Source organism: Myceligenerans xiligouense, assembly GCF_003814695.1.
GTDB lineage: Bacteria > Actinomycetota > Actinomycetes > Actinomycetales > Cellulomonadaceae > Myceligenerans > Myceligenerans xiligouense.
In genome coordinates this window covers 2,492,783-2,512,084 of sequence record NZ_RKQZ01000001.1, presented here as the reverse complement: position 1 = coordinate 2,512,084, position 19,302 = coordinate 2,492,783, and the positions used below count along the sequence as shown (strand labels likewise).

The 19,302-nt window shown below is 72.7% G+C and carries 21 protein-coding genes; 9 read left to right on the top strand and 12 right to left on the bottom strand.

Annotated elements, in window-relative coordinates; genetic code table 11:
• Positions 1-23: 23 nt before the first annotated feature.
• The 6 genes from EDD34_RS10855 to EDD34_RS10830 form a co-directional block, all read right to left on the bottom strand.
• Entirely contained in the window at positions 24-2,963 is a 2,940-nt protein-coding gene (locus EDD34_RS10855; RefSeq protein WP_123814577.1) for a DEAD/DEAH box helicase, read from the bottom strand.
• Between the two features lie 69 nt (positions 2,964-3,032).
• Positions 3,033-3,800 (bottom strand): twin-arginine translocase subunit TatC, encoded by a 768-nt coding sequence (tatC, locus tag EDD34_RS10850; protein WP_342774823.1) that lies wholly within the window; start codon positions 3,798-3,800, stop codon positions 3,033-3,035.
• Positions 3,801-3,804: 4 nt separating this feature from the next.
• Positions 3,805-4,065 carry a Sec-independent protein translocase subunit TatA gene (gene tatA, locus EDD34_RS10845; protein ID WP_123814576.1) on the bottom strand — a complete coding sequence of 87 codons (261 nt, stop codon included), beginning with the start codon at positions 4,063-4,065 and terminating at the stop codon, positions 3,805-3,807.
• 114 nt (positions 4,066-4,179) lie between these two features.
• Positions 4,180-4,521 carry a hypothetical protein gene (locus tag EDD34_RS10840; protein WP_123814575.1) on the bottom strand — a complete coding sequence of 114 codons (342 nt, stop codon included), beginning with the start codon at positions 4,519-4,521 and terminating at the stop codon, positions 4,180-4,182.
• Between the two features lie 9 nt (positions 4,522-4,530).
• Complete coding sequence (locus EDD34_RS10835) at positions 4,531-5,550, bottom strand: helix-turn-helix transcriptional regulator (protein ID WP_123814574.1); 1,020 nt, start codon at positions 5,548-5,550, stop codon at positions 4,531-4,533.
• Positions 5,543-6,670, bottom strand: coding sequence for a helix-turn-helix transcriptional regulator (locus EDD34_RS10830; RefSeq protein ID WP_246012310.1), 1,128 nt, complete (start codon positions 6,668-6,670; stop codon positions 5,543-5,545). Before EDD34_RS10830 ends, EDD34_RS10835 begins: the two co-directional genes overlap by 8 nt.
• An 87-nt stretch (positions 6,671-6,757) precedes the next feature.
• On the opposite strand from EDD34_RS10830, the gene EDD34_RS10825 reads away from it, so the two are divergent.
• Genes EDD34_RS10825 through EDD34_RS10800 form a run of 6 tightly spaced genes read left to right on the top strand, consistent with a single transcriptional unit; the run spans position 6,758 to position 11,978 of the window.
• Complete coding sequence (locus EDD34_RS10825; RefSeq protein WP_123814572.1) at positions 6,758-7,975, top strand: DUF3866 family protein; 1,218 nt, start codon at positions 6,758-6,760, stop codon at positions 7,973-7,975.
• Between the two features lie 11 nt (positions 7,976-7,986).
• Complete coding sequence (locus tag EDD34_RS10820) at positions 7,987-8,667, top strand: DUF4129 domain-containing protein (protein WP_170177044.1); 681 nt, start codon at positions 7,987-7,989, stop codon at positions 8,665-8,667.
• Entirely contained in the window at positions 8,664-9,104 is a 441-nt protein-coding gene (locus EDD34_RS10815) for a hypothetical protein (RefSeq protein WP_123814570.1), read from the top strand. Before EDD34_RS10820 ends, EDD34_RS10815 begins: the two co-directional genes overlap by 4 nt.
• Complete coding sequence (locus EDD34_RS10810) at positions 9,101-10,105, top strand: AAA family ATPase (protein ID WP_123814569.1); 1,005 nt, start codon at positions 9,101-9,103, stop codon at positions 10,103-10,105. Before EDD34_RS10815 ends, EDD34_RS10810 begins: the two co-directional genes overlap by 4 nt.
• Positions 10,102-11,430, top strand: a complete 1,329-nt coding sequence (locus tag EDD34_RS10805) for a DUF58 domain-containing protein (protein WP_123814568.1) — start codon at positions 10,102-10,104, stop codon at positions 11,428-11,430. The genes EDD34_RS10810 and EDD34_RS10805 overlap by 4 nt, the downstream gene beginning before the upstream one ends.
• Positions 11,427-11,978, top strand: coding sequence for a hypothetical protein (locus EDD34_RS10800; RefSeq protein WP_123814567.1), 552 nt, complete (start codon positions 11,427-11,429; stop codon positions 11,976-11,978). The genes EDD34_RS10805 and EDD34_RS10800 overlap by 4 nt, the downstream gene beginning before the upstream one ends.
• Positions 11,979-12,047: 69 nt before the next feature.
• Here EDD34_RS10800 and thpD read toward each other — a convergent pair whose 3' ends face one another.
• From thpD to ectA, 4 genes are all read right to left on the bottom strand, one after another.
• Positions 12,048-12,947 (bottom strand): ectoine hydroxylase, encoded by a 900-nt coding sequence (gene thpD, locus EDD34_RS10795; protein WP_123814566.1) that lies wholly within the window; start codon positions 12,945-12,947, stop codon positions 12,048-12,050.
• Positions 12,948-13,010: 63 nt separating this feature from the next.
• A complete protein-coding gene (locus EDD34_RS10790) occupies positions 13,011-13,424 on the bottom strand; it encodes an ectoine synthase (RefSeq protein WP_123814565.1) in 414 nt (137 codons plus the stop codon).
• A 126-nt stretch (positions 13,425-13,550) separates the two neighbouring features.
• A complete protein-coding gene (gene ectB / locus EDD34_RS10785) occupies positions 13,551-14,825 on the bottom strand; it encodes a diaminobutyrate--2-oxoglutarate transaminase (RefSeq protein ID WP_211341558.1) in 1,275 nt (424 codons plus the stop codon).
• Positions 14,826-14,914: 89 nt separating this feature from the next.
• Positions 14,915-15,391: a diaminobutyrate acetyltransferase gene (gene ectA / locus EDD34_RS10780; protein ID WP_281277760.1), complete on the bottom strand. Its 477-nt coding sequence runs from the start codon at positions 15,389-15,391 to the stop codon at positions 14,915-14,917.
• A gap of 151 nt (positions 15,392-15,542) precedes the next feature.
• Here ectA and EDD34_RS10775 point away from each other — a divergent pair, with 151 nt between their 5' ends.
• Complete coding sequence (locus EDD34_RS10775) at positions 15,543-16,193, top strand: GNAT family N-acetyltransferase (protein ID WP_246012308.1); 651 nt, start codon at positions 15,543-15,545, stop codon at positions 16,191-16,193.
• Positions 16,194-16,261: 68 nt separating this feature from the next.
• Here EDD34_RS10775 and EDD34_RS10770 read toward each other — a convergent pair whose 3' ends face one another.
• Both EDD34_RS10770 and EDD34_RS10765 read right to left on the bottom strand, forming a co-directional pair.
• Positions 16,262-16,717, bottom strand: coding sequence for a MaoC family dehydratase (locus tag EDD34_RS10770; RefSeq protein WP_123814562.1), 456 nt, complete (start codon positions 16,715-16,717; stop codon positions 16,262-16,264).
• Positions 16,714-17,649, bottom strand: coding sequence for an SDR family NAD(P)-dependent oxidoreductase (locus EDD34_RS10765; protein ID WP_123814561.1), 936 nt, complete (start codon positions 17,647-17,649; stop codon positions 16,714-16,716). Before EDD34_RS10765 ends, EDD34_RS10770 begins: the two co-directional genes overlap by 4 nt.
• An 87-nt stretch (positions 17,650-17,736) precedes the next feature.
• Between EDD34_RS10765 and EDD34_RS10760 the strand changes: the two genes are divergently transcribed.
• Together EDD34_RS10760 and EDD34_RS10755 are read left to right on the top strand one after the other, a co-directional pair.
• Entirely contained in the window at positions 17,737-18,177 is a 441-nt protein-coding gene (locus EDD34_RS10760) for a MarR family winged helix-turn-helix transcriptional regulator (protein ID WP_123814560.1), read from the top strand.
• A 134-nt stretch (positions 18,178-18,311) separates the two neighbouring features.
• Positions 18,312-19,298 (top strand): ABC transporter substrate-binding protein, encoded by a 987-nt coding sequence (locus EDD34_RS10755; RefSeq protein ID WP_123814559.1) that lies wholly within the window; start codon positions 18,312-18,314, stop codon positions 19,296-19,298.
• The last annotated feature ends 4 nt before the right edge of the window (positions 19,299-19,302 follow it).

The window sequence follows — 19,302 nt, the reverse complement described above, 5'->3', positions numbered from 1 at the left end:
CGATGCGCTCGGTCACGGCCCCGCTACAGGCTCGAGTACGCGACCACGCCGCGCAGGACCGCGTCGTGGGCACGGCGCGCGGTGCGGCGCAGCTTCTCGTTCGGTGCGGCGCCGGCGAGCTGATCGAGCACGTCCAGCACCTGCTTGCACCAGCGCACGAAGTCACCGGCGGCCAGCTCGTGCCCGGAGTCGAGCGCGGCGCTGAGCGGCTTGCCGCTGGCCCACCGGTGCACGGGCGCCACGATGCCGAGGTCGAGCCGGCCCGTGGCCTCGATGCCGTGCGCCTCCTCGAGGTCGTCGACCTCGGACCAGACGCGCTGCGTCTCGTCCAGCGCGCGGGCCAGCGCCCCACGCGGCCCCCCGGGGACGTACGGCTCGCTCTCGGCCTCCCGCCGACCCTGGTAGACGACGGCGGACACGACGGCGGCCAGGCCCGCGGGATCCAGGCCGTCCCATGCGCCCCGGCGCAGGCACTCGGCCAGCAGCAGGTCGTTCTCGGCGTACAGGCGGCGCAGCCAACGGCCCGAGCTGGTCACCCGCAGCCCGGCGGCATGGTCCGGCGCCTCCGGGGTCTCGGCCACGTACCCGAGCTCGGCGAGCACGTCCAGCGTGCGGTCGAAGACGCGGGCGATACCGCCGGTCCGGCCCTCGACACGCCGCACGAGCTGGTCGTGCTCCGCCTTGAGCCGCCGCCACCGCTCCGCCCAGCGGGCATGGTCCTCCCGCTCGGGGCAGGCGTGACAGGGGTGCGCCTTCAACGCCGCCCGCAGACGGCTCAGCTCCGCGTCCGACGCGGCATCCCCACGACCCTGGCCGCCGCCGCCGCGTCCCGCCGCGCCGGCACGGCCCGAACCGTCGGCCGTCCCGCGCGCCTCCGCCTCACCGACCGCCGCCCGCAGGCGCAACGCCAGATCACGGCGCACCTCCGCCTTGCGCGTGTTGGACCCCTTGGGGATCTTCACGCGCGCGACCGCCCGCACGCCCCCGGGCACGTCCGCCAGGGTGAGCCGCTTGACCTGCCGTTCCTGCGTCAGCACCGTCGGGCGGGGGCCGTCGAACCCGCCCGGCTCCCCAGGATCCAGCACCAGCACGTAGCCACGCCGCCGCCCCGTGGGCAGCTGCACGACGTCGCCCCGGCCCAGCTTCTCCAGCTCGGCCACGACCTCGGCCCGGCGTGCGCTCGTCGCCGCACGCGACAACTCCTTCTCCCGGTCCGAGATGTCCACACGCAGTTGCGCGTACTGCGCGAAGTCGCCCCGGTCGCACGTCATCGCCTCCGCGTAACCGTCCAGCGCCTCGGCGTGCGCCCGCGCCTGCTTGGCGAGCCCCACCACACCCCGGTCGGCCTGGAACTGCGCGAAGCTCGTCTCCAGCACCTCCCGCGCCCGGTCCCGCCCGACCTGCGCCACGAGATTCACGGCCATGTTGTACGTGGGCCGGAACGACGACTTCAACGGATACAGGCGACGCGATGCCAGCCCGGCCAGCGCCTGCGGATCCAGGCCGTGATGGTCGACGACGATCGCATGCCCGTCGGTGTCGATCCCCCGCCGCCCCGCACGGCCCGTCAGCTGCGTGAACTCACCCGGCGTGATCGGCTGGTGCCCGGTCCCGTCCCACTTGACCAGCTTCTCCAGCACCACGCTGCGCGCCGGCATGTTGATGCCCAGCGCGAGCGTCTCGGTGGCGAACACCACCTTCACCAGACCAGCCGCGAACAGCTCCTCGACCGTCTCCTTGAACACCGGCAGCAACCCGGCATGGTGGGCCGCGACACCCCGCTGCAACGCCTGCGACCACGACCAGAACCCGAGCACGTCCAGATCCTCCGGCGGGATCGCCGCCGTGCGGCGCTCCACCACCTCACGGATCTTCGCCTCCTCCGCCGCGGTCGTCAGGCGAAGCCCCGCCCGCAGGCACTGATCCACCGCCCCCTCGCAGCCCGCCCGGGAGAACACGAACCAGATCGCCGGCAGCATCCCGTCCGCGTCCAGCGCGTCCACCACCGCGAACCGGGGCGGCGTGCGCCGCCGCGGCACACCACCGGTCGAGCCGCCGGCCGAACTGTCGTCGCCGACCTTCCGGCCGCCCCGGCCCCGGTAGCCGCGGTCACCCCGCCCCCGGTACCCCCGGCCCCTGCCCCGGCCCGAACCGTGGTCACCCGGCCGGTTCCCCCGGAACGCGGCCGCCAGGTCCGGGTTGATCGGCGGGTTCTTCCCCGGATCGAACGGGTCCACGTGCCCCGCGTACAGGTCCAGCATCCGCGGCCGGCCCCGCGGCTCGGCCGAGCTCAGCTCCACGTGCTGCCACAACGGCACCGGACGGCGCTCGCTGACCACCACGACGGTGTCCCCGCGCACCATCTCCAGCCAGTCGCCGAACTCCTCCGCGTTCGACACGGTCGCGGACAGGGACACCAGCTGCACGTCGTCGGGCAGGTGGATGATCACCTCTTCCCACACGGGGCCGCGGAACCGGTCGGCGAGGTAGTGGACCTCGTCCATCACGACGTAGGCCAGGCCGTCGAGCGCCGCGGAGCCCGCGTACAGCATGTTGCGCAGCACCTCGGTGGTCATCACCACCACGGGGGCGTCGCCGTTGATGGTGGTGTCGCCGGTCAGCAGGCCCACGTTGGCCGCGCCGTGCCGGGCGGCCAGGTCGGAGTACTTCTGGTTGCTCAGCGCCTTGATCGGCGTGGTGTAGAACGCCTTGCGCCCGCCCGCCAGGGCGAGATGCACGGCGAACTCCCCCACGACGGTCTTGCCCGCGCCGGTCGGCGCGGCCACCAGCACGCCCCGGCCGGCCTCCAGCGCCTCGCACGCGGAGATCTGGAAGTCGTCGAGCCGGAACGTGAGGCGCTCGCGGAAGACGTCGAGCTGAGGGATGCCCTGCGGGTCCGCGCCGCGACGGCGGGATGCCGCGTAGCGCTCGGCGGGACTGAGCTCGTCGGCACGGCGTGTCATGGGGCACAGACTACGTGTCGTGTCGGACAGCGTGTCCGGCCGTTCGTGGCGCCGCGCCGACGGCTCGGTTCACAGTTCCGCGAGCTTCTTCTCCTGGCGCCGGTCGTGCAGCCACGCGATGCCGAGCGCCACGAAGTAGAGCAGGCAGATGGGCAGGGCGACCAGGATCATGGTCCAGGGGTCGGGCGTGGGGGTCATGACGGCCGCGAAGGTGAACGCGACGAGCACGGCCCAGCGCCAGCCCTTGGCCATGGCGGCGGCGGGGAGCACGCCGGTGAAGTTCAGGACGGTGAGCACCACCGGGGACAGGAACGACAGCCCGAACGCGATGAGGAGCCGCATCATGAGGGACAGATAGCCCTGGGCATCGGTGAATCCTGTGGCCTCCTCGGGCAGGAAGCCGGACAGGATCTGGATCGCGTGCGGGAACACGAACCAGGCCATGAGGGCACCGCCCAGGAACAGCGGGACGGCGGCGCCCACAAAGACGTAGGCGTACCGCTTCTCCTTCTTCGTCAGGCCGGGGGTGATGAACGCCCACAGCTGGTACAGCCACCAGGGACAGGTGAGGAACACGGCGAGGAACAGCGCGGACTTGATCTTCAGGTCGAGCGCCGCCATGGGGCCCGCGAAGTTCAGTGTCATCTGGTTGCCGGTCAGTTCTTCGGCGACGTCGAGCGGCCGCTGCAGGGCCTGCAGCAGGGGGTCGTACAGCAGCCAGCCCGCGATCGCGCCGACCACGAGGCCGAGCGCGACCAGCACGATCCGCTTGCGAAGTTCCTTCAGGTGGTCGATCAGGGGCATCCGGCCGTCGGCCGGACGCGTCGTTCGTGCCACCGGTTCAGGCCTTGGGGGCGTCGTCGCCCTTCGAGACCCCGCCATTGGTGGCGGTGGTCTCGTTCTTCTTCGTGTCGTCCGTGGTGGCGGTGTCCTGCTTGGTGTCGTCGTCCCCGTCGGAGCGCAGCTCGTTGATCTCGCGCTTGAAGATCTTCATCGACTGGCCGACGCTCTTGGCCAGGCCCGGCAGCCGGGTCGACCCGAACAGCAGCAGGATGACGGCGATCAGGACGATCCAGTGCCATGGCTGTAGGGCGCCTGTCATGATGACTCCTTGTTCGTCGACGGGGCCAGCCGCGCGCCGGCACCGAACGGACTGATAGGTCGATCCTACGCACGAACGGTGCCCGAGCGGTAACTCCCTCCGGAGGATTCGGCCTCAGTCGTTGAAGTGCGTCCAGCGTTCCCAGGTCCGCTCGTGGCGGGCGCGGCGGGCGGCCTTGCGGGCGGTGCGGGCCTCACGCAGGGCGGCGACGCGGGCGTAGTGGGTGGTGAGGTCGTCGGAGAACATGCTGGGACGGTGCGGCTCGGCCGGTTGGTCGGCCGCGTTCAGGGCCTCGTCGAGCCGGATCATGGCGGGGCCGTGCCGGTCCTCGGCGCGTTCGACCTCGGCCATCAGGGCGCGGAAGGTCCCCCAGAGCCATCGACCGAGCAGGACGGCGCCGACGACGGTCGCGGTCACCAGGACGGCCCACAGCGTCACCCAGAACCAGACGGACATAGCGGAACCCTATGCTCTGTGGCCGCCGGCCGCCGGACCGGCCGTCGTCGTACGGGAGCCGGTGAGGCCGGCGTCGTCGTAGGCGGCGATGGCGTCACCGGCGGCGGCGCGCACGTCGGCGGCCAGTTCCGCGGGTCGCACGGACCGTACCTGGCCAGGAATCTCCAGCAGGATGCGACGTAGCCAGTCGGGGTTGGTGACGTGCAGGGTGACCTCGAAGTCGCCGTTCGGCAGGTTCGTGACCGTCTCCACCGGCACGTCCTCGGCGAACCAGCGGGCCGAGGACGCCAGCACGAGCGTGGCCCGCGGCGCCTCGGCGGCGGACACGCCCGCCAGGTCGACGTCGCCCACGTCGGGATGCTCGGCCACCTGCTCGTCGAGGACGGTGGCCGCCAGGATGCGGTCCACGCGGAAGGTACGCGGCCCGCCGGCGCGGTGGCACCAGGACGCGAGATAGGAGTGGTCGCCGGTGGTGTGCAGCCGCACCGGGTCGATCTCCCGCTCACTGGTGGTGTCCGACCCGGACACGTACCGGATGCGCAGGCGCCGTCCGGCGCGCAGCGCGGCCGTGAGCGTGGCCACGACCTGCGGCTCGCCACCCGCGGCGAGCCGCACGTCCAGCGCGTCGGCCGCCTCCCCGGTCGCGTCGGTGAGTTTCGTCAGCGCCGACTCCACCAACTCGGACTGCGCCGGATCGGTGGCGACGGCGTCCAGCTCCCGCATCGCCCGCAGCGCCGCGACGAGCGCCACGGCCTCGCTCGGCCCGAGCCGCAGTGGCCGGGTCATGCCGCGCGACTCCGTGAGCCGCACCACGCCCGACTCGATCGACTGCGCGTCGAAGTCGATCAGGTCGTCCGGCCAGTAGCCCGGCGTACCCGACACCCACAGCGCGTCCACGTCCGCGTGGATCTGCGCGGGACTCACCCCGAACCGGGCAGCAAGCTCCGCCACCGGCACCGGCCCGGCACCGTCGAGGTAGGCGACCAGTCCCAGCAGCCGCACCAGCCGGTCGTCCGCGCGCTCAGCCATGCCCGCCTCCCTCCGCGATCGATCGTTCGTCCTGGTCCGCCGGCCGCGACGCGCCACCGGGAGCCCGGCCGGACGTCTCGTGCCCGACGACGGTCGCCGCTGCCAGGCGCAGGCGGCGCAGCACCTCCGCGCGCAGTTCGGGCGGATCCAGCACCAGCACCGCCGCACCATACCCGGCCAGATGCGCACCCATGCCGTAGACGCTGCGGAAGGGCACCTCCACGAGATCCCGCGGATCCTCCCGGGGGAAGACGCGCCCACCCTGCCGGCCGCCGTCGGCCACCGGTCCCGGCGACGGCGGGACCGCGGTCCGCAGCGGCTCGTCGACCTGCTTACCACGGGTCCGCAGCTCCGCGGCCCGCTCGGGCCGGATCGCCAGCAACGCCGTCCGCATCGGCACCTCACGGCCCGACCGGCCCAGCATCCGGTCGGTGTCCAGGCCGGGCGGCACCTCGAACGCCCCCGGCGGACCCGACAACCGCACCCGCCCCTCGATCCGCGACAACCGGAACACCCGCGGCGCATCCCGCTCCAGGTCGTGGCACAGCAGGTACCAGCCACCACCCCGCGCCGCGATCCGCCACGGCCACACCTTGCGGGTACGCACCTGGCCGTCCGACGCGGCCCGGTACCGGAAGGACGCCACCCGCCGCTGCGACACACCCTCCAGCAGCGGCCCGTACGCCTCCCCCACGGCCCGCACCCGCGGCGCGAGCCCCGCCAGCACGTCCCCCGCCGACGAACCCCCCACCCCGCCGTCCAGCGGAGCACCCGCCGCCCGCAGCTTCACCAGCGCCCGCGCCATGTCCGTACGCAACGTCTTGTCCGCCCAGAACTGCGCCGCCAGCGACAGCACCCCCAGCTCCGCCGGCGTCAGATCGATCTGCCCCAGCGCGTACGCGTCCTGATCGATCCGGTACCCGACCTCGTCCGTATGACCCCCCAGCCCCACCGTCGAGACCGGGACGCCCAAGGACCGCAACGTGTCCTTGTCCCGTTCGAACATGCGGAAGAACGCGTCGTCGCTCGACGCGTCGGCATACCCCGCCACCGCGGCACGCACCTGGGTACGAGTCATCGCCACATCGGTGTTCACCAGGGCGATCACCAGGTTCAACATGCGTTCGGCAGGATTCAGCGAAGGAGTCACGGCATCTACGGGGGTGGCGGTCGAAGGGGGCATCGGGACAACGGTAGCCTCGGATGCGTGATCACGTGGCGCATCGGCACCGTTCTGTCCACAGGCAAGCGCTGGCGCGGTGCCACCGAACTCACCGTCACCCTCGACCGGCCCCTGACCGCGGCCCCCGACGACACCCCGCACACCGGCACCGGCGACCCCGCCCCGGGCAGCCCGGTCCACGAGGTCCGCGCCCTCGCCTACACCCACCTGGTCGGCAACCCCGAACCCGGCGACGCCCTCCTGGTGAACGTCTCCGCCCTCGCCCGCGGCCTCGGCACCGGCGGATACGCCCTCGTCGTCGGACCGGCCAGCCGCTTCGGCGAACCCCTCACCGACCTGCCCGCCGACCCACCACCCGGACCCGGCCACCTCGTCAAGGCCCGCTACACACCCCTGCAGACCCTCGTGCTCGGCGTCGACGAACAGGAATCACCCCACCACGACCTCCTGCGCGACGCCGACTCCCTCGACGGCATGCCCGTCGTCGTCGCCGACCTGCACTCCGCGCTCCCGGCCGTCATCGCCGGCGCCCGCCACGCCGCCACCCAGGCCGGCCGGCCCCTGCCCCGCATCGCCTACGTCATGACCGACGGCGGCGCCCTGCCCGCCGCGTTCTCCCGCACCGTCGCCGCCCTGCGCGAAGCCCAATGGCTCGACACCTGCATCACCGCCGGCCAGGCCTACGGCGGCGACCTCGAGTCCGTCACCGTCCACACCGGCCTCCTCGCCGCGCGACACGTCACCCGCGCCGACCTCGCCGTCGTCGTCCAGGGACCGGGGAACCTCGGCACCGGCACCCGCTGGGGCTACTCCGGCGTCGCCGCCGGCGAAGCCGTCAACGCCACCGCCGCCCTGCGCGGCCGCCCCGTCGCCTCCCTGCGCGTCTCCGGCGCCGACCCCCGCACCCGCCACCACGGCATCTCCCACCACTCCCTGACCGCCTACGCGCGCGTGGCGCTCGCGGCTGCCGACGTCCCCGTCCCGGTCCCCTCCCCGCGGGTGGAGGCGATGCCGGGCTGGGGCGCGGATCTCACACGGCGGGTCCGGGCGCAGGCCGCCACGCTCGAGGCGCACCGGCTCGTGGACGTGACGGCCGACGACGCGCTGGTCGCGACGCTGCGCACCTGCCCGGCCGGGCTGCGCACGATGGGCCGGGGCCTGGACGAGGACCCGGCGTCGTTCGTCACCGCGGCCGTCGCCGGCGTCCACGCCCAGCGGCTGATCGCACGCCCGGCCACATGAGGCGCCCGGTGGTGGCCACCGTCCTGGTGGTGCTCGTCGTCCTCGCGGCCGCCGCGACCACTCCCTGGGTCGTGAGCCCGCCCGACATGGCCGCGATCCTGCCCTCCAGCCCGGCCGAGTTCCCCGACGTCCCGCCCGAGCCGACGGCGGCCGCGACCGGGGTCCCGAGCGAGAACGTCCTCGACCACACGGCACGCAACGTCATCGGGGTCGTGGCGACGGTCCTGCTGCTGGTACTGCTCGCCTGGCTCGGGACGGTCCTGGGCCGGCGCCTGCGCGACCGGTACGCACCCGAGACCGACGTCCCCCGCCAGGACCCGGCGGGCGCGAACGCGATCACCGTCACGCCGGACGAACTCGCCTCCCAGCTGCGGGACGCCGTCCAGGACGCGCTGGCGCACGTCGACCGGGCGGGCGGCGTGCCGCGGGACGCCGTCGTGGCCGCCTGGGTCGCGCTGGAGGGCGCCGCCGCCACCCGCGGCGCCGAACGTGACCCCGCGCACACCCCGACCGAGTTCACCACCGCGCTCCTGGCCGCCACGCCGGCCCCCGCCGCCGACATCCGCACGCTGCGAGGCCTCTACCAGCGCGCCCGCTTCACCACCCGCCCCGTCTCCGACGACGACGTGGCGGCCGCCCGCACCGCACTGGCGGGCATCGCCCGCGCGCTCGACCCGGCCGGTCGGCCATGACCCGGCCCGGGACGATCGTCGTCGCGGCACTCCTGGTGGGCCTCGCCGCGGCCGCCGCGCTCACGGGCGCGCTCGCCTGGACGCACGCGCTCGCCGGCGCGATCGTCGTCGCCGTGCTCGTCGGGGTCCACCGCGGTACCGAGACCACCGTCGAGGACCCCGACTGGCACGACCGCCCCGAGGAGACCCGCACCGGGGGCCGCCACGAGGTCTCGGACCTGGGCTGGGCCGTGCTCGGCGGAGACGGGCGCGTCAAGGACTCCGTCGCCCGCCGCGTCCGCGCTCTCGCCCTGGCCCGGCTGCGCCGCGCCGGACGCGACACCACCAGCCTCGGCGTCGACCTGCGTGAACGGCCCACCCTCCGCACCCTGGCGAGATGGCTCGACGCGATCGAACGCATCCCCGACACACCCGACGAGAGAGGCCCCCGCGCATGACCGAACCGCACACCCCGTCCCGGCCCCCCGCCGACCCGCTGCCGGCCGACGACGTCGCCGCCCTGGCCGCGCGGGTCCTGGACGAGGTCGGCACGGCCGTGGTCGGCATGACCCGGACCCTGCCCGTCGCGCTGGCCACCATCCTCGCCGGCGGGCACGTCCTGTTCGAGGACGTCCCCGGCCTCGGCAAGACCCTCGCCGCACGCTCCCTCGCCACCGCGCTCGGCCTCGACTTCACCCGCCTGCAATGCACCCCCGACCTGCTGCCCAGCGACATCACCGGCTCCGCCGTCTTCGACCCGGGCACCCACACCTTCGAGTTCCGCCCCGGCCCCGTGTTCACCGGCCTCTTCCTCGCCGACGAGATCAACCGCACCGCACCCAAGACACAGTCCGCGCTGCTCGAGGCCATGGCCGAACGACAGGTGTCCGTCGAGGGCACCAGCCACCCCCTGCCCAGCCCCTTCCACGTGCTGGCCACCTCCAACCCCGTCGAGTACGAGGGCACCTACCCCCTGCCCGAAGCACAGCTCGACCGGTTCATGGTGCGCCTCGCGATCGGCTACCCCGAACCCGGCCAGGAAAGCGACATCATCCAGCGCCGCCTCGCCCGCCGCGCCGAGGACGCCCCCGTGGCCCGCGTCACCGACCCCGCCACCGTGCTCGCCATGCAGGCCGGCATCGAAACCGTCGAGGTCGACCCCGACGTCGTGCGCTACTGCGTCGACCTGGTCGCCGCCACCCGCACCCACCAGGCCCTCGAGGTCGGCGCCTCACCCCGCGGGTCGGCCAACCTCGTCCTCGTGGCCCGCGCCCTCGCCGTCATCGAAGGCCGCGACCACGTCCTGCCCGAGGACGTCAAACGCGTCGCCGTCCCCGTCCTCGCCCACCGCCTCACCCTCACCCCCGACGCCTGGGCCCAGGCCACCCGCCCCGAAGACGTCGTCACCGGACTCCTGCGCACCGTCCCCACCCCCGCCACCGTCCGGACCGGCCCGTGAACCCACCCCCGACCGGCAGCCCACACGCCTGGCAGGCCACCAGCACCCGCCGCGCCGGAACCGTCACCGGCATCGTGCTGCTCGCCGCCGCCGTCCTCGCCGCACGACCCGACCTCGCCGTCCTCGCCGTCCCCGTCCTCCTGACCAGCCTGTGGTCCGGCACCGGCCCCACCCACCCCACCACCGCCCGCCTCCACGAACCCGACGGCGAGACCCGCGCCGGCGAACTCACCGCCACCCTCACCCTCCACCCCGCCGACACCGCCCCCCTCACCCACCTGCGCATCGCCGCACCCGGCCACCGCGACACCCAGACCGTCATCGCCACCCCACCCGGCACACGCGAGATCCCCCTGCGACTCGCCTCCGTCCGCACCGGCACCCAGGACACCTTCGACATCGCCGTCCGCGCCTACGACACCACCGGCACCTGGGAACAACCACCCTGGAACGTCCACGCCCCACGCCGCCTCGTCCTGCCCGGCACCACCCCCCTCGGCGCCGTCCCCCTCCCCGACATCCTGCGCGGCCTGACCGGCACCCACACCTCCCACCGCCTCGGCGACGGCACCGAACTGCGCGACATCCACCCCTTCCACCCCGGCGACCGCCTCCGCCGCATCGACTGGCGCACCACCGCACGCCGCTCCCCCGACCTCGAGGACCTCTACGTCCGACGCACCTTCGCCACCGCCGAAGCCACCGCGATCCTCATCATCGACTCCCGCGACGACGTCGGACCCGACATCCGCACCTGGCGCGGCCACGCCCACCCCCGCCCCGAGGACGCCACCTCCCTCGACCTCGCCCGCCACGCCGCCGCCTCCATCGCCCACCGCCTCACCCAGACCGGCGACCGCGTCACCATGGAAGACCTCGCCCGCCGCCGACGCCCCCTGCCCCCCGCCTCCGGACAACGACACCTGCGCCGCCTCACCCACGCCCTCGCCCTCGCCCACCCCGTCGACGACCGCGCCACCAGCCACACCCTGCGCCCACCCCCACTCCCCGCCGGCGCCGTCGTCTACCTGTTCAGCACCCTCCTGGACGACGACACCACCACCCTCGTGCGCGCCTGGCGCACCCTCGGACACCGCGTCGTCGTCATCGACACCCTCCCCACCCTCCACCCCATCCACCTCCCCCACCTCCGTCTCGCCTGGCGCATCACCCGCCTCGAACGCGACGACCGCATCACCACCCTCCAGCACACCGGCACCCCCGTCATCCACTGGAGCGGCCACACCCCCACCCGCCGCCGCCTCGAAGCCCTCGCCCACCGAACCCGCCGCCGGCCCGCCACCACCCCACGGAGCACCCCGTGAACCCCCGGTCCCACCTCGGCCTGCGCGAACAACCCCTCCCCCACGTCCGGATCACCACCGGACCCACACTCCCCGGCTGGACCTTCCCCCTCACCCAGGCCCTCACCGCCACCGCCCTCCTGACCGGCGCCACCCGCACCGACTGGCTCACCCAACCCCTCCTCCAGACCACACTCCTCGCCCTCACCGCCCTCCTCGTCCTGCGCCCGACCCCCACCACCGCGGGCATCCTGCTCACCGCCACCGCCATCCTCCTGTGGACCTCCGGCGACGGACCCTTCGACCCCCGCGTCCTCTGGCTCGCACCCCTCGGCCACCTCCTGTGGCGCACCACCTGGTGGGCAGCCAGAACCCCACCCACGGCCCGCGTCGAACTCGCCGCCATCCTCACCGGATGGCGACAGACGGCCCTCGTCCTCGCCGCCACCGAACTGCTGGCGCTCGCGGCGTGGGGTGTCACCGCGTTGCCGGGTGTGGGGCCGGCGATCCTGGTGGGTGCGTCGGCGCTGGCGGCCCTGGCGGTGCTGGCCCTGCCTCGCGAGGAGTGAGAGGACGACGGCGCCGCCCGGCGATCGGGATCGCGGGGCGGCGCCGGGGTGGGCCGGGGAGCCGGTGGGTCAGGGAACCGGGGTGAAGTCCCGGGCGCCGAGAAATTCCGGGCGGCGCGCCTGGCCGCTGTACGGCTCGACCGGCTCGTTCTCGACCGAGTTGTACACGAAGTAGAGCGTGGAGCTCGGGTAGGGCGAGATGTTGCCGCCGGAGCCGTGCATGCTGTTGCTGTCGAACAGCACGGCGCTGCCGGGCCCGCCCTCCAGCACCTCGATGCCGTGCCGGTCGGCGAGCTGTTCCAGGGCCGCCGGGCTCGGTGTGCCGGACCCATGCATGTCCAGCAGCGCCTTCTCCTGCTGGGTGGGCACGATGTCCCCGCACGACACGTAGGTGGTGTGGGAGCCGGGCATGATCATCAGCGGGCTGTTGAACGAGTGGAAGTCGCTCAGCGCGATGGTGAAGCTCACCGCACGCATGCGCGGCATCCCGTCCTCGGCGTGCCAGGTCTCGAAGTCCGAGTGCCAGTACACGTCGTCGCCGGTGAGGCCGGGCTTGGTGTTGGCGCCGCTCTGGTGGATGTACACGTCGGTGCCGAGGATCTGGCGGGCCCGGTCCACGAGGCGGGGGTCGTGCGCGACGGCGTGGAACACCTCGCTGGTGCGGTGCACACCGAAGATGGTGCGCACCTCGTGCGAGGCCTGGTCCACGATCGTGCTGTCCTGCGCGAGGATCTCCGGGTCGGTGGCCATGCGTTCCAGCTCGTCGCCGAGCGCGGTGACCTCGGTGGGTGTGAAGAACTCGGGGAACGTGAGGTAGCCGTTCTGGGTGAAGTCCTCCAGCTCCTCGCCGTCCAGCGGACCGTCGTCGGCCGTGCCGTGCACCACGAAGTCTTCCCGCGGCATCAGGAGGAACTCACCCCCCGTTCGCGTGGGATAGACGTCAGCGACTTGCTCGCTCGACTGGGTCATGTGTTCTCCTCCTGGACTGGGATGGGACCAGTGCTCGCCGGGCTCGGGTGAGCGCGGCACGTCTCAGGCTCCGGGGGTGGGTTCGTCCTCGACGATCAGGGGGTAGACGCCGTTCTCGTCGTGCACCTCGCGGCCGGTGACCGGCGGGTTGAACACGCAGGCCATGCGCAGGTCGGTGGTGGCGCGTACCGTGTGCTTCTCGTTGCCGTCGAGCAGGTAGCACATGCCGTCCCGGATCGGGTGGACCTCTCCGGTCTCGCGGTTGACGAGCTCGCCCTCGCCGCCGACGCAGTACACCGACTCGATGTGGTTGGCGTACCAGAAGTCGCTCTCCGTCCCGGCGTAGAGGATCGTCTCGTGGAAGGAGAAGCCGACTCCTTCCTTGGCCAGGACGATGCGTCGGCTGCGCCAGTTGCCGTCGGCGGGGGTGACGTCGCGGTCGGTGCCGTCGAGGTCCTCGACGTAGGTGATCTTCACGGCTGGTGCTCTCGTTTCTGCGGTCGGGGCGGAGCCTGTGCGGCGCCGCCGAGGTGGTGCTCTGCCGGGGGACGACGGCGGGCGCGCGGGCCCGCCGTCGTCGGGTGGGGGTGGTGAGCTGCGGCCTCAGGCCGCGGTCTCGACCGGGGCGCCGAGCACGTCGTCGGCGGCGGCGGCGATGATGTCCAGGCCGCGCCGCACCTCCTCGGAGGTGATGGTCAGGGGCGGCATGGTCTTGAGGACCTCGCTGTCGGGGCCGGACGTCTCGACCAGCAGCCCGCGCTGGAAGGCCGCCGCGGCGATCTTCCCGGCGGCTTCCTTGTCGGGGAACTCGATGCCGGTGAGCATGCCGCGGCCCTTGACGACGGCGTCCTGGTAGCCGTCGGCGATCTTCTGCAGGCCGTCGCGCAGTTCGGCGGCGCGCTCCTGGACCTGCTTCTCGAAGGTGTCGTCGGCCCAGAACGTCTTCAGGGCGGCCGCGCCGGTCACGAAGGCGGGGTTGTGGCCGCGGAACGTGCCGTTGTGCTCGCCCGGCTCCCACTGGTCCAGGTCGGGGCGCACGAGGGTGAGGGCCATGGGCAGGCCGTAGCCGGACAGCGCCTTGGACAGGCACACGATGTCCGGGGTGATGCCGGCCTCCTCGAAGCTGAAGTAGGTGCCGGTGCGGCCGACGCCCGCCTGCACGTCGTCGACGATGAGGAGGATCTCGTGCGCCTTGCACAGGTCGGCCAGCGCGCGCAGCCATTCGGGGCGGGCCGCGTTGAGGCCGCCCTCGCCCTGGACGGTCTCCACGATGATCGCGGCGGGCAGGTCGACGCCGGAGCCGCTGTCCTCCAGGACGCGCTCCAGCCAGAGGAAGTCCTCGACGGCGCCCGAGAAGTAGTTGTCGTAGGGGATCTTGGAGGTGTTGGTCAGCGGCAGGCCGGCGCCCTGGCGCTTCATGGAGTTGCCGGTCACGGACAGCGCGCCGAGGGTCATGCCGTGGAACGCGTTGGTGAACGACAGGATGTGCTGGCGGCCGGTGACCTTGCGGGCGAGCTTCAGTGCGCTCTCGACCGAGTTGGTGCCGGTGGGGCCGGGGAACATGACCTTGTAGTCGAGGCCGCGGGGCTTGAGGACGTAGTCCCGGAAGTTGGTGAGGAACTCCCGCTTGGCCTTCGTGTGCATGTCGAGGGAGTGCACGATGGCGCCGGAGCGCAGGTAGTCGATCAGGGGCTCGGTGAGCTCGGGGTGGTTGTGCCCGTAGTTCATCACGCCGGCACCGGCGAAGAAGTCGAGGTACTCCCTCCCGTCCTCCGTCGTGACCGTGGATCCCGCCGCGGTCGCGAGCACGACCGGCCAGTTCCTGCAGTAGCTGCGGACCTGCGATTCGAGCTCGTCGAAGATGGTGGTCTGGGACATGGGGTATCGGCTCCCGGGCATGGTTGTGACCGCGGCCTGCGCTGTTCGGCGGCCTGCGTGCGGTCTCGTAGATGGATCGAGGATGGTTGTCAGGCCGCTGGGGCGACCGGGCCGATACGGAACAGGTGTTCCGTGTCGTGCCCTCCTCCGAGGATTTCCTCGGTGAAGAGGGGCGTGCGTTCGACGCCGGCGCCACGCGCCTGCGCGAACGAGGTGAACAGGGCGATCGACGCCGCGTTGTCCGCGGTGATGGTGGTCTCCACGTGCGTGCACCGCGGCACGCCGGAAACGACGTGGTCGAGCATCCTGGCGGCCAGCCGCCGGCCACGGAACGCGGCGTCGACGGCGACCTGCCACACCATCAGCGTGGTGGGCTCGTCGGGCCGCACGTAGCCGGTGAGGAATCCGGCCGGCTGTCCGTCGACCGTCGCGATCACCGATGTGGCGGCGAAGTCACGGGCCCACAGTACATAGGCGTAGGACGAGTTGAGGTCGAGCGTCTGGGAATCCCTGGCGATCCGCCACATGGCGGATCCGTCATCGACGGTGGGTTCCTTCAGTCCCACGTCCTGGCTGGTCCGTGCTTCGTTATGGTCTTCGTCGGAGGGCTGCATCGCCCATCAACCGTAACGGACTTTATTGACACTGTCATGTTGCCGTCACAATTTGGCAACCGCGTGTGGGCAACGCCACGGCTCGAATCGTTATTGTTCCCCTGTGATCACCAACGACCGCGGCAGCGGATCAACAATCCGGCCCTACCAGCCCAATGACCGGGATGCCGTCACCGAGATCTGCGTCCGGACGGCCGCGGGCGGCAAGGACGCGCGCGGCATCTACTCGGACGACCTCCTCATGCCCGACGTCTACTGCCTGCCGTACGTGACGTACGCCCCGGACCTGGCCTGGGTGGTGGACGACGCCGCCGGTCGCGCCATCGGCTACGTCCTCGCGGTGGCGGACACGCGGGCGTTCGTGGACTGGTACGCCGCCGAGTGGGCCCCGGGCTTCCGCGCCCGCCATCCCCGGCCCGGCCTGATGCGCCGCGACTACCGCTACAGCGAGGAGGCCCTCGTGCGCGACGGCGCGGACGCGCACCGCATGGTGCGCGGGATCACCCCGGCCGAGCTCGCGGACTATCCCGCGCACCTGCACATCGACCTGCTGCCCGAAGGCCAGCGGCAGGGCCTGGGCCGCCGTCTGCTCGACACGCTGCGTGCCGCCCTCGCCGAGCGTGGCGTGCCCGGCGTGCACCTCGGCATGGACCCCGACAACACGGGTGCCGGCGCCTTCTACGCCGCCTACGGCTTCCACGAGCTGCCCTCGCACCGCCCCGAGGCGCCGCTGCTGGGCATCGGTACCCGCTGAGGTCGCCGCGCCGCCGCCCTCGCCTCCGCGCGTGGCGACCTCGCCATCGGGTCGTCGCGTGCGGGGGGTCAGCGGTAGAACCGGTAGAGGGAACGGGCCACGAGGGCGGGCCGGCCCGCCCCCTCGACCTCGAACGTCTGGTCGACGGTGAGCTGGTGGCCGTCGCCCTTGACCTCGCTCACCTCGGCCACGACCGCGTTCATCCGCACGCGCGACCCGACGGGCACGGGCGAGACGAACCGCACCCGCTCCAGGCCGTAGTTCACCCGGGTGGCGACACCCCGCGGCTCCAGCAGCTCGCTCCAGAACCGCGTCGCCAGCGACAGGGTGAGGAAGCCGTGCGCGATCGGCCCGCCGAACGGCCCGTCCTGGGCCCGCACCGGATCGGTGTGGATCCACTGGTGGTCGTCGGCCGCGTCCGCGAACGTGTCCACGCGCTCCTGGGTCACCTCCGCCCACCCGGTCCAGCCGAGATCACGGCCCGCGAGTCCCGGCAGTTCGTCGTACGAGACGGTGAGGGTCATCGGCCGGCCCTTCCCTCGGGGCGCCGCAGGTCGTCGGGCAGAGGCGGGAACGACTCGCCCACCGACCGCAACGGCCCCATCTCGTCCGCGAACGAGTCGTGCAGCGCCTCGTAGGTCCAGCCCCCCTCCCGGTAGGCCGTCACCGCCGGCTCCGGATGGGTCCACAGCTGCAGCCGGTCCCCGCCGACCCCGATCGCCTGCCCGGTGATCCCGGCCGCGGCGTCGGACGCGAGGAACGCGACCAGGCCCGCGACGTCGTCCGAGGTCCCGAAGCCCAGGTCGCGCCGGAAGAAGCCGGGCATCGGCTCGCCCCGCTCCTCGGCCTCCACGGCGGCCGCGAAGTACGGCACGGTCGCGGTCATCGCGGTGGCGGCGACCGGGATCACCGTGTTCACCGCGATCCCCGCCTTCCTCAGCTCCAGCGCCCAGGTGCGCACCATGCCCACGACCCCGGCCTTCGCGGCGGCGTAGTTCGTCTGCCCGAAGGTGCCACGCTGCCCCGTCGGCGAGCCGACGCAGATGATCCGGCCGCCCTCACCCTGCTCCCGCAGACGGGTGGCCGCCTCACGCACGCACGTGAACGTGCCGCGCAGGTGGACGTCGATCACGGTGTCGAAGTCGTCGTCGCTCATCTTCCACAGCACCGCGTCACGCAGCACCCCGGCATTCGTCACGAGGACGTCGAGCCGGCCGTAGGTGTCGAACGCCGCGTCGGCCAGCTCCCGCGCGGTCCGCGCCGGGCCCACCGGGGCGACGACGGCGGTGGCGGACCCACCCGCGCCCCGGATCGCCTCGACCGCACCCGCCGCCGCTTCCTCGTCGACGTCGTTCACGACGACGGCCGCGCCGCGCCGCGCGAGCTCGGCCGCGTAGGCCAGACCCAGCCCGCGACCCGATCCGGTGACGATGGCAACCTTGCCGTTCAGCGTCATGGCTCATCTCCTTCGATCGGAGCCCATCCCAGCGCATGTACTTGAGATTGTCAATAATTGATTGAGTCTATCTTGTACAGTCGGGACATGACCAGCGAGCTGCGCACCGCGCCACCCCTGACGAGCGACACCGCCTTCCTCCTGGCGCGCGCCAACGCGAACTCCCTCGCCACCGCACACGCCGCACTCGCCGACCACGGCCTCCGCGTCCGCTCCTACACCGTCCTCGCACTCGCCGCCGCCGAAGAACGCCGCACCCAGCGCAACATCGCCGACCTCCTCCGACTCGACCCCAGCCAGGTCGTCGCCCTCGTCGACGACCTTCAACGCCGCGGCCTCGTCACCCGCGAACCCGACCCCGCCGACCGACGCGCCAAAGTCGTCGTCGCCACCACCGAAGGCCGCCGCCTCCACGCCACCGCGGCCGACGCCGCACACGACGCCGCCCGCGAACTCCTCACCCCCCTCGACGACACAGAACGCGAACTCCTCCGAGACCTCCTCCACCGCCTCGCCTTCCCCACCTGACCGGCACCAACCACCGCCGGCGCTCGCGGGCGAGGAGGATGACATTACCAACGATTGACACCCTCAACGAATTGCTGCTTCACTGAGAGCCGCCGCACCTGCGGCGCCCCTCAGTCACAAAGGAGTAGCTGAGCATGCCCCCCACTCGATTCCTCGCGCCGGCCGCCGTCATCGCGTCCACCCTGCTCCTCGCCGCGTGCACGGCCGGATCGCCCAGTGGCGGCACCACCGCCTCCGAACCGGCCGACGGCGAGCTCACGCCGGTGACCGTCGGCCTCCTGACGATCGCCCCCTCCGCCGCCGTGCAGTACGGCATCGACGAGGGAATCTTCGCCGAGCACGGGCTCGACGTCTCCGTGCAGGCAGCCCAGGGCGGCGCCGCGATGCTCCCGGCGGTCTCCACCGGCCAGATCGACTTCGGCGTCGGCAACCCGCTGTCCGTCCTCACCGCGGCCGGCCAGGGCGTCGACATGCGCATCGTGTCCGGCTACTCGTCCTCGCTCGCCGACGGCGACGACATCAACGCCGTCGTCACCCGCGCCGGGGACGGCCTCACCACCTGGCAGGACCTCGCCGGCAAGAAGGTCGCCGTCAACACCGTCAACGGCCAGGGCGACCTCACCATCATGGGCGCGGTCCAGGACGACGGCGGCGACCCCGAGGCCGTCGAGTTCCTCGAGGTGGCCTTCCCCGACGCCCTGGCACAGCTCGACGGCGGGAACGTCGACGCCGTGTGGGTGCCGGAACCCTTCCTCTCGGCCGCGGTCGCCGACCCCGCCGCGTACAGCGTGCTCGGCTATCCGAACCAGGACGTCCTGCCCGGCCTGCCCACCATGGTGACGTTCACCTCCGGCAGCCTGGCGGACGAGGACCCCGAGCTCGTGGCGGCCTGGCGCGAGGCCGTCGGCGACGTGCTCGACACCGCCACGGCGGACCGGGAGGGGTTCGCCACCACGATCGCCGAGTTCACCGGCATGCCCGGGGACGTGGCGGCGAGCCTGCGCCTGGAGCGGCTGTCGGCCGACGTCGACCCGCAGGTCCTCACCGATCTCAGCACGCTGGCCACGGAATTCGGGTTCGTCGAGAGCGCCCCCGACCTCGACACGATCATCGTCGACTGACCTG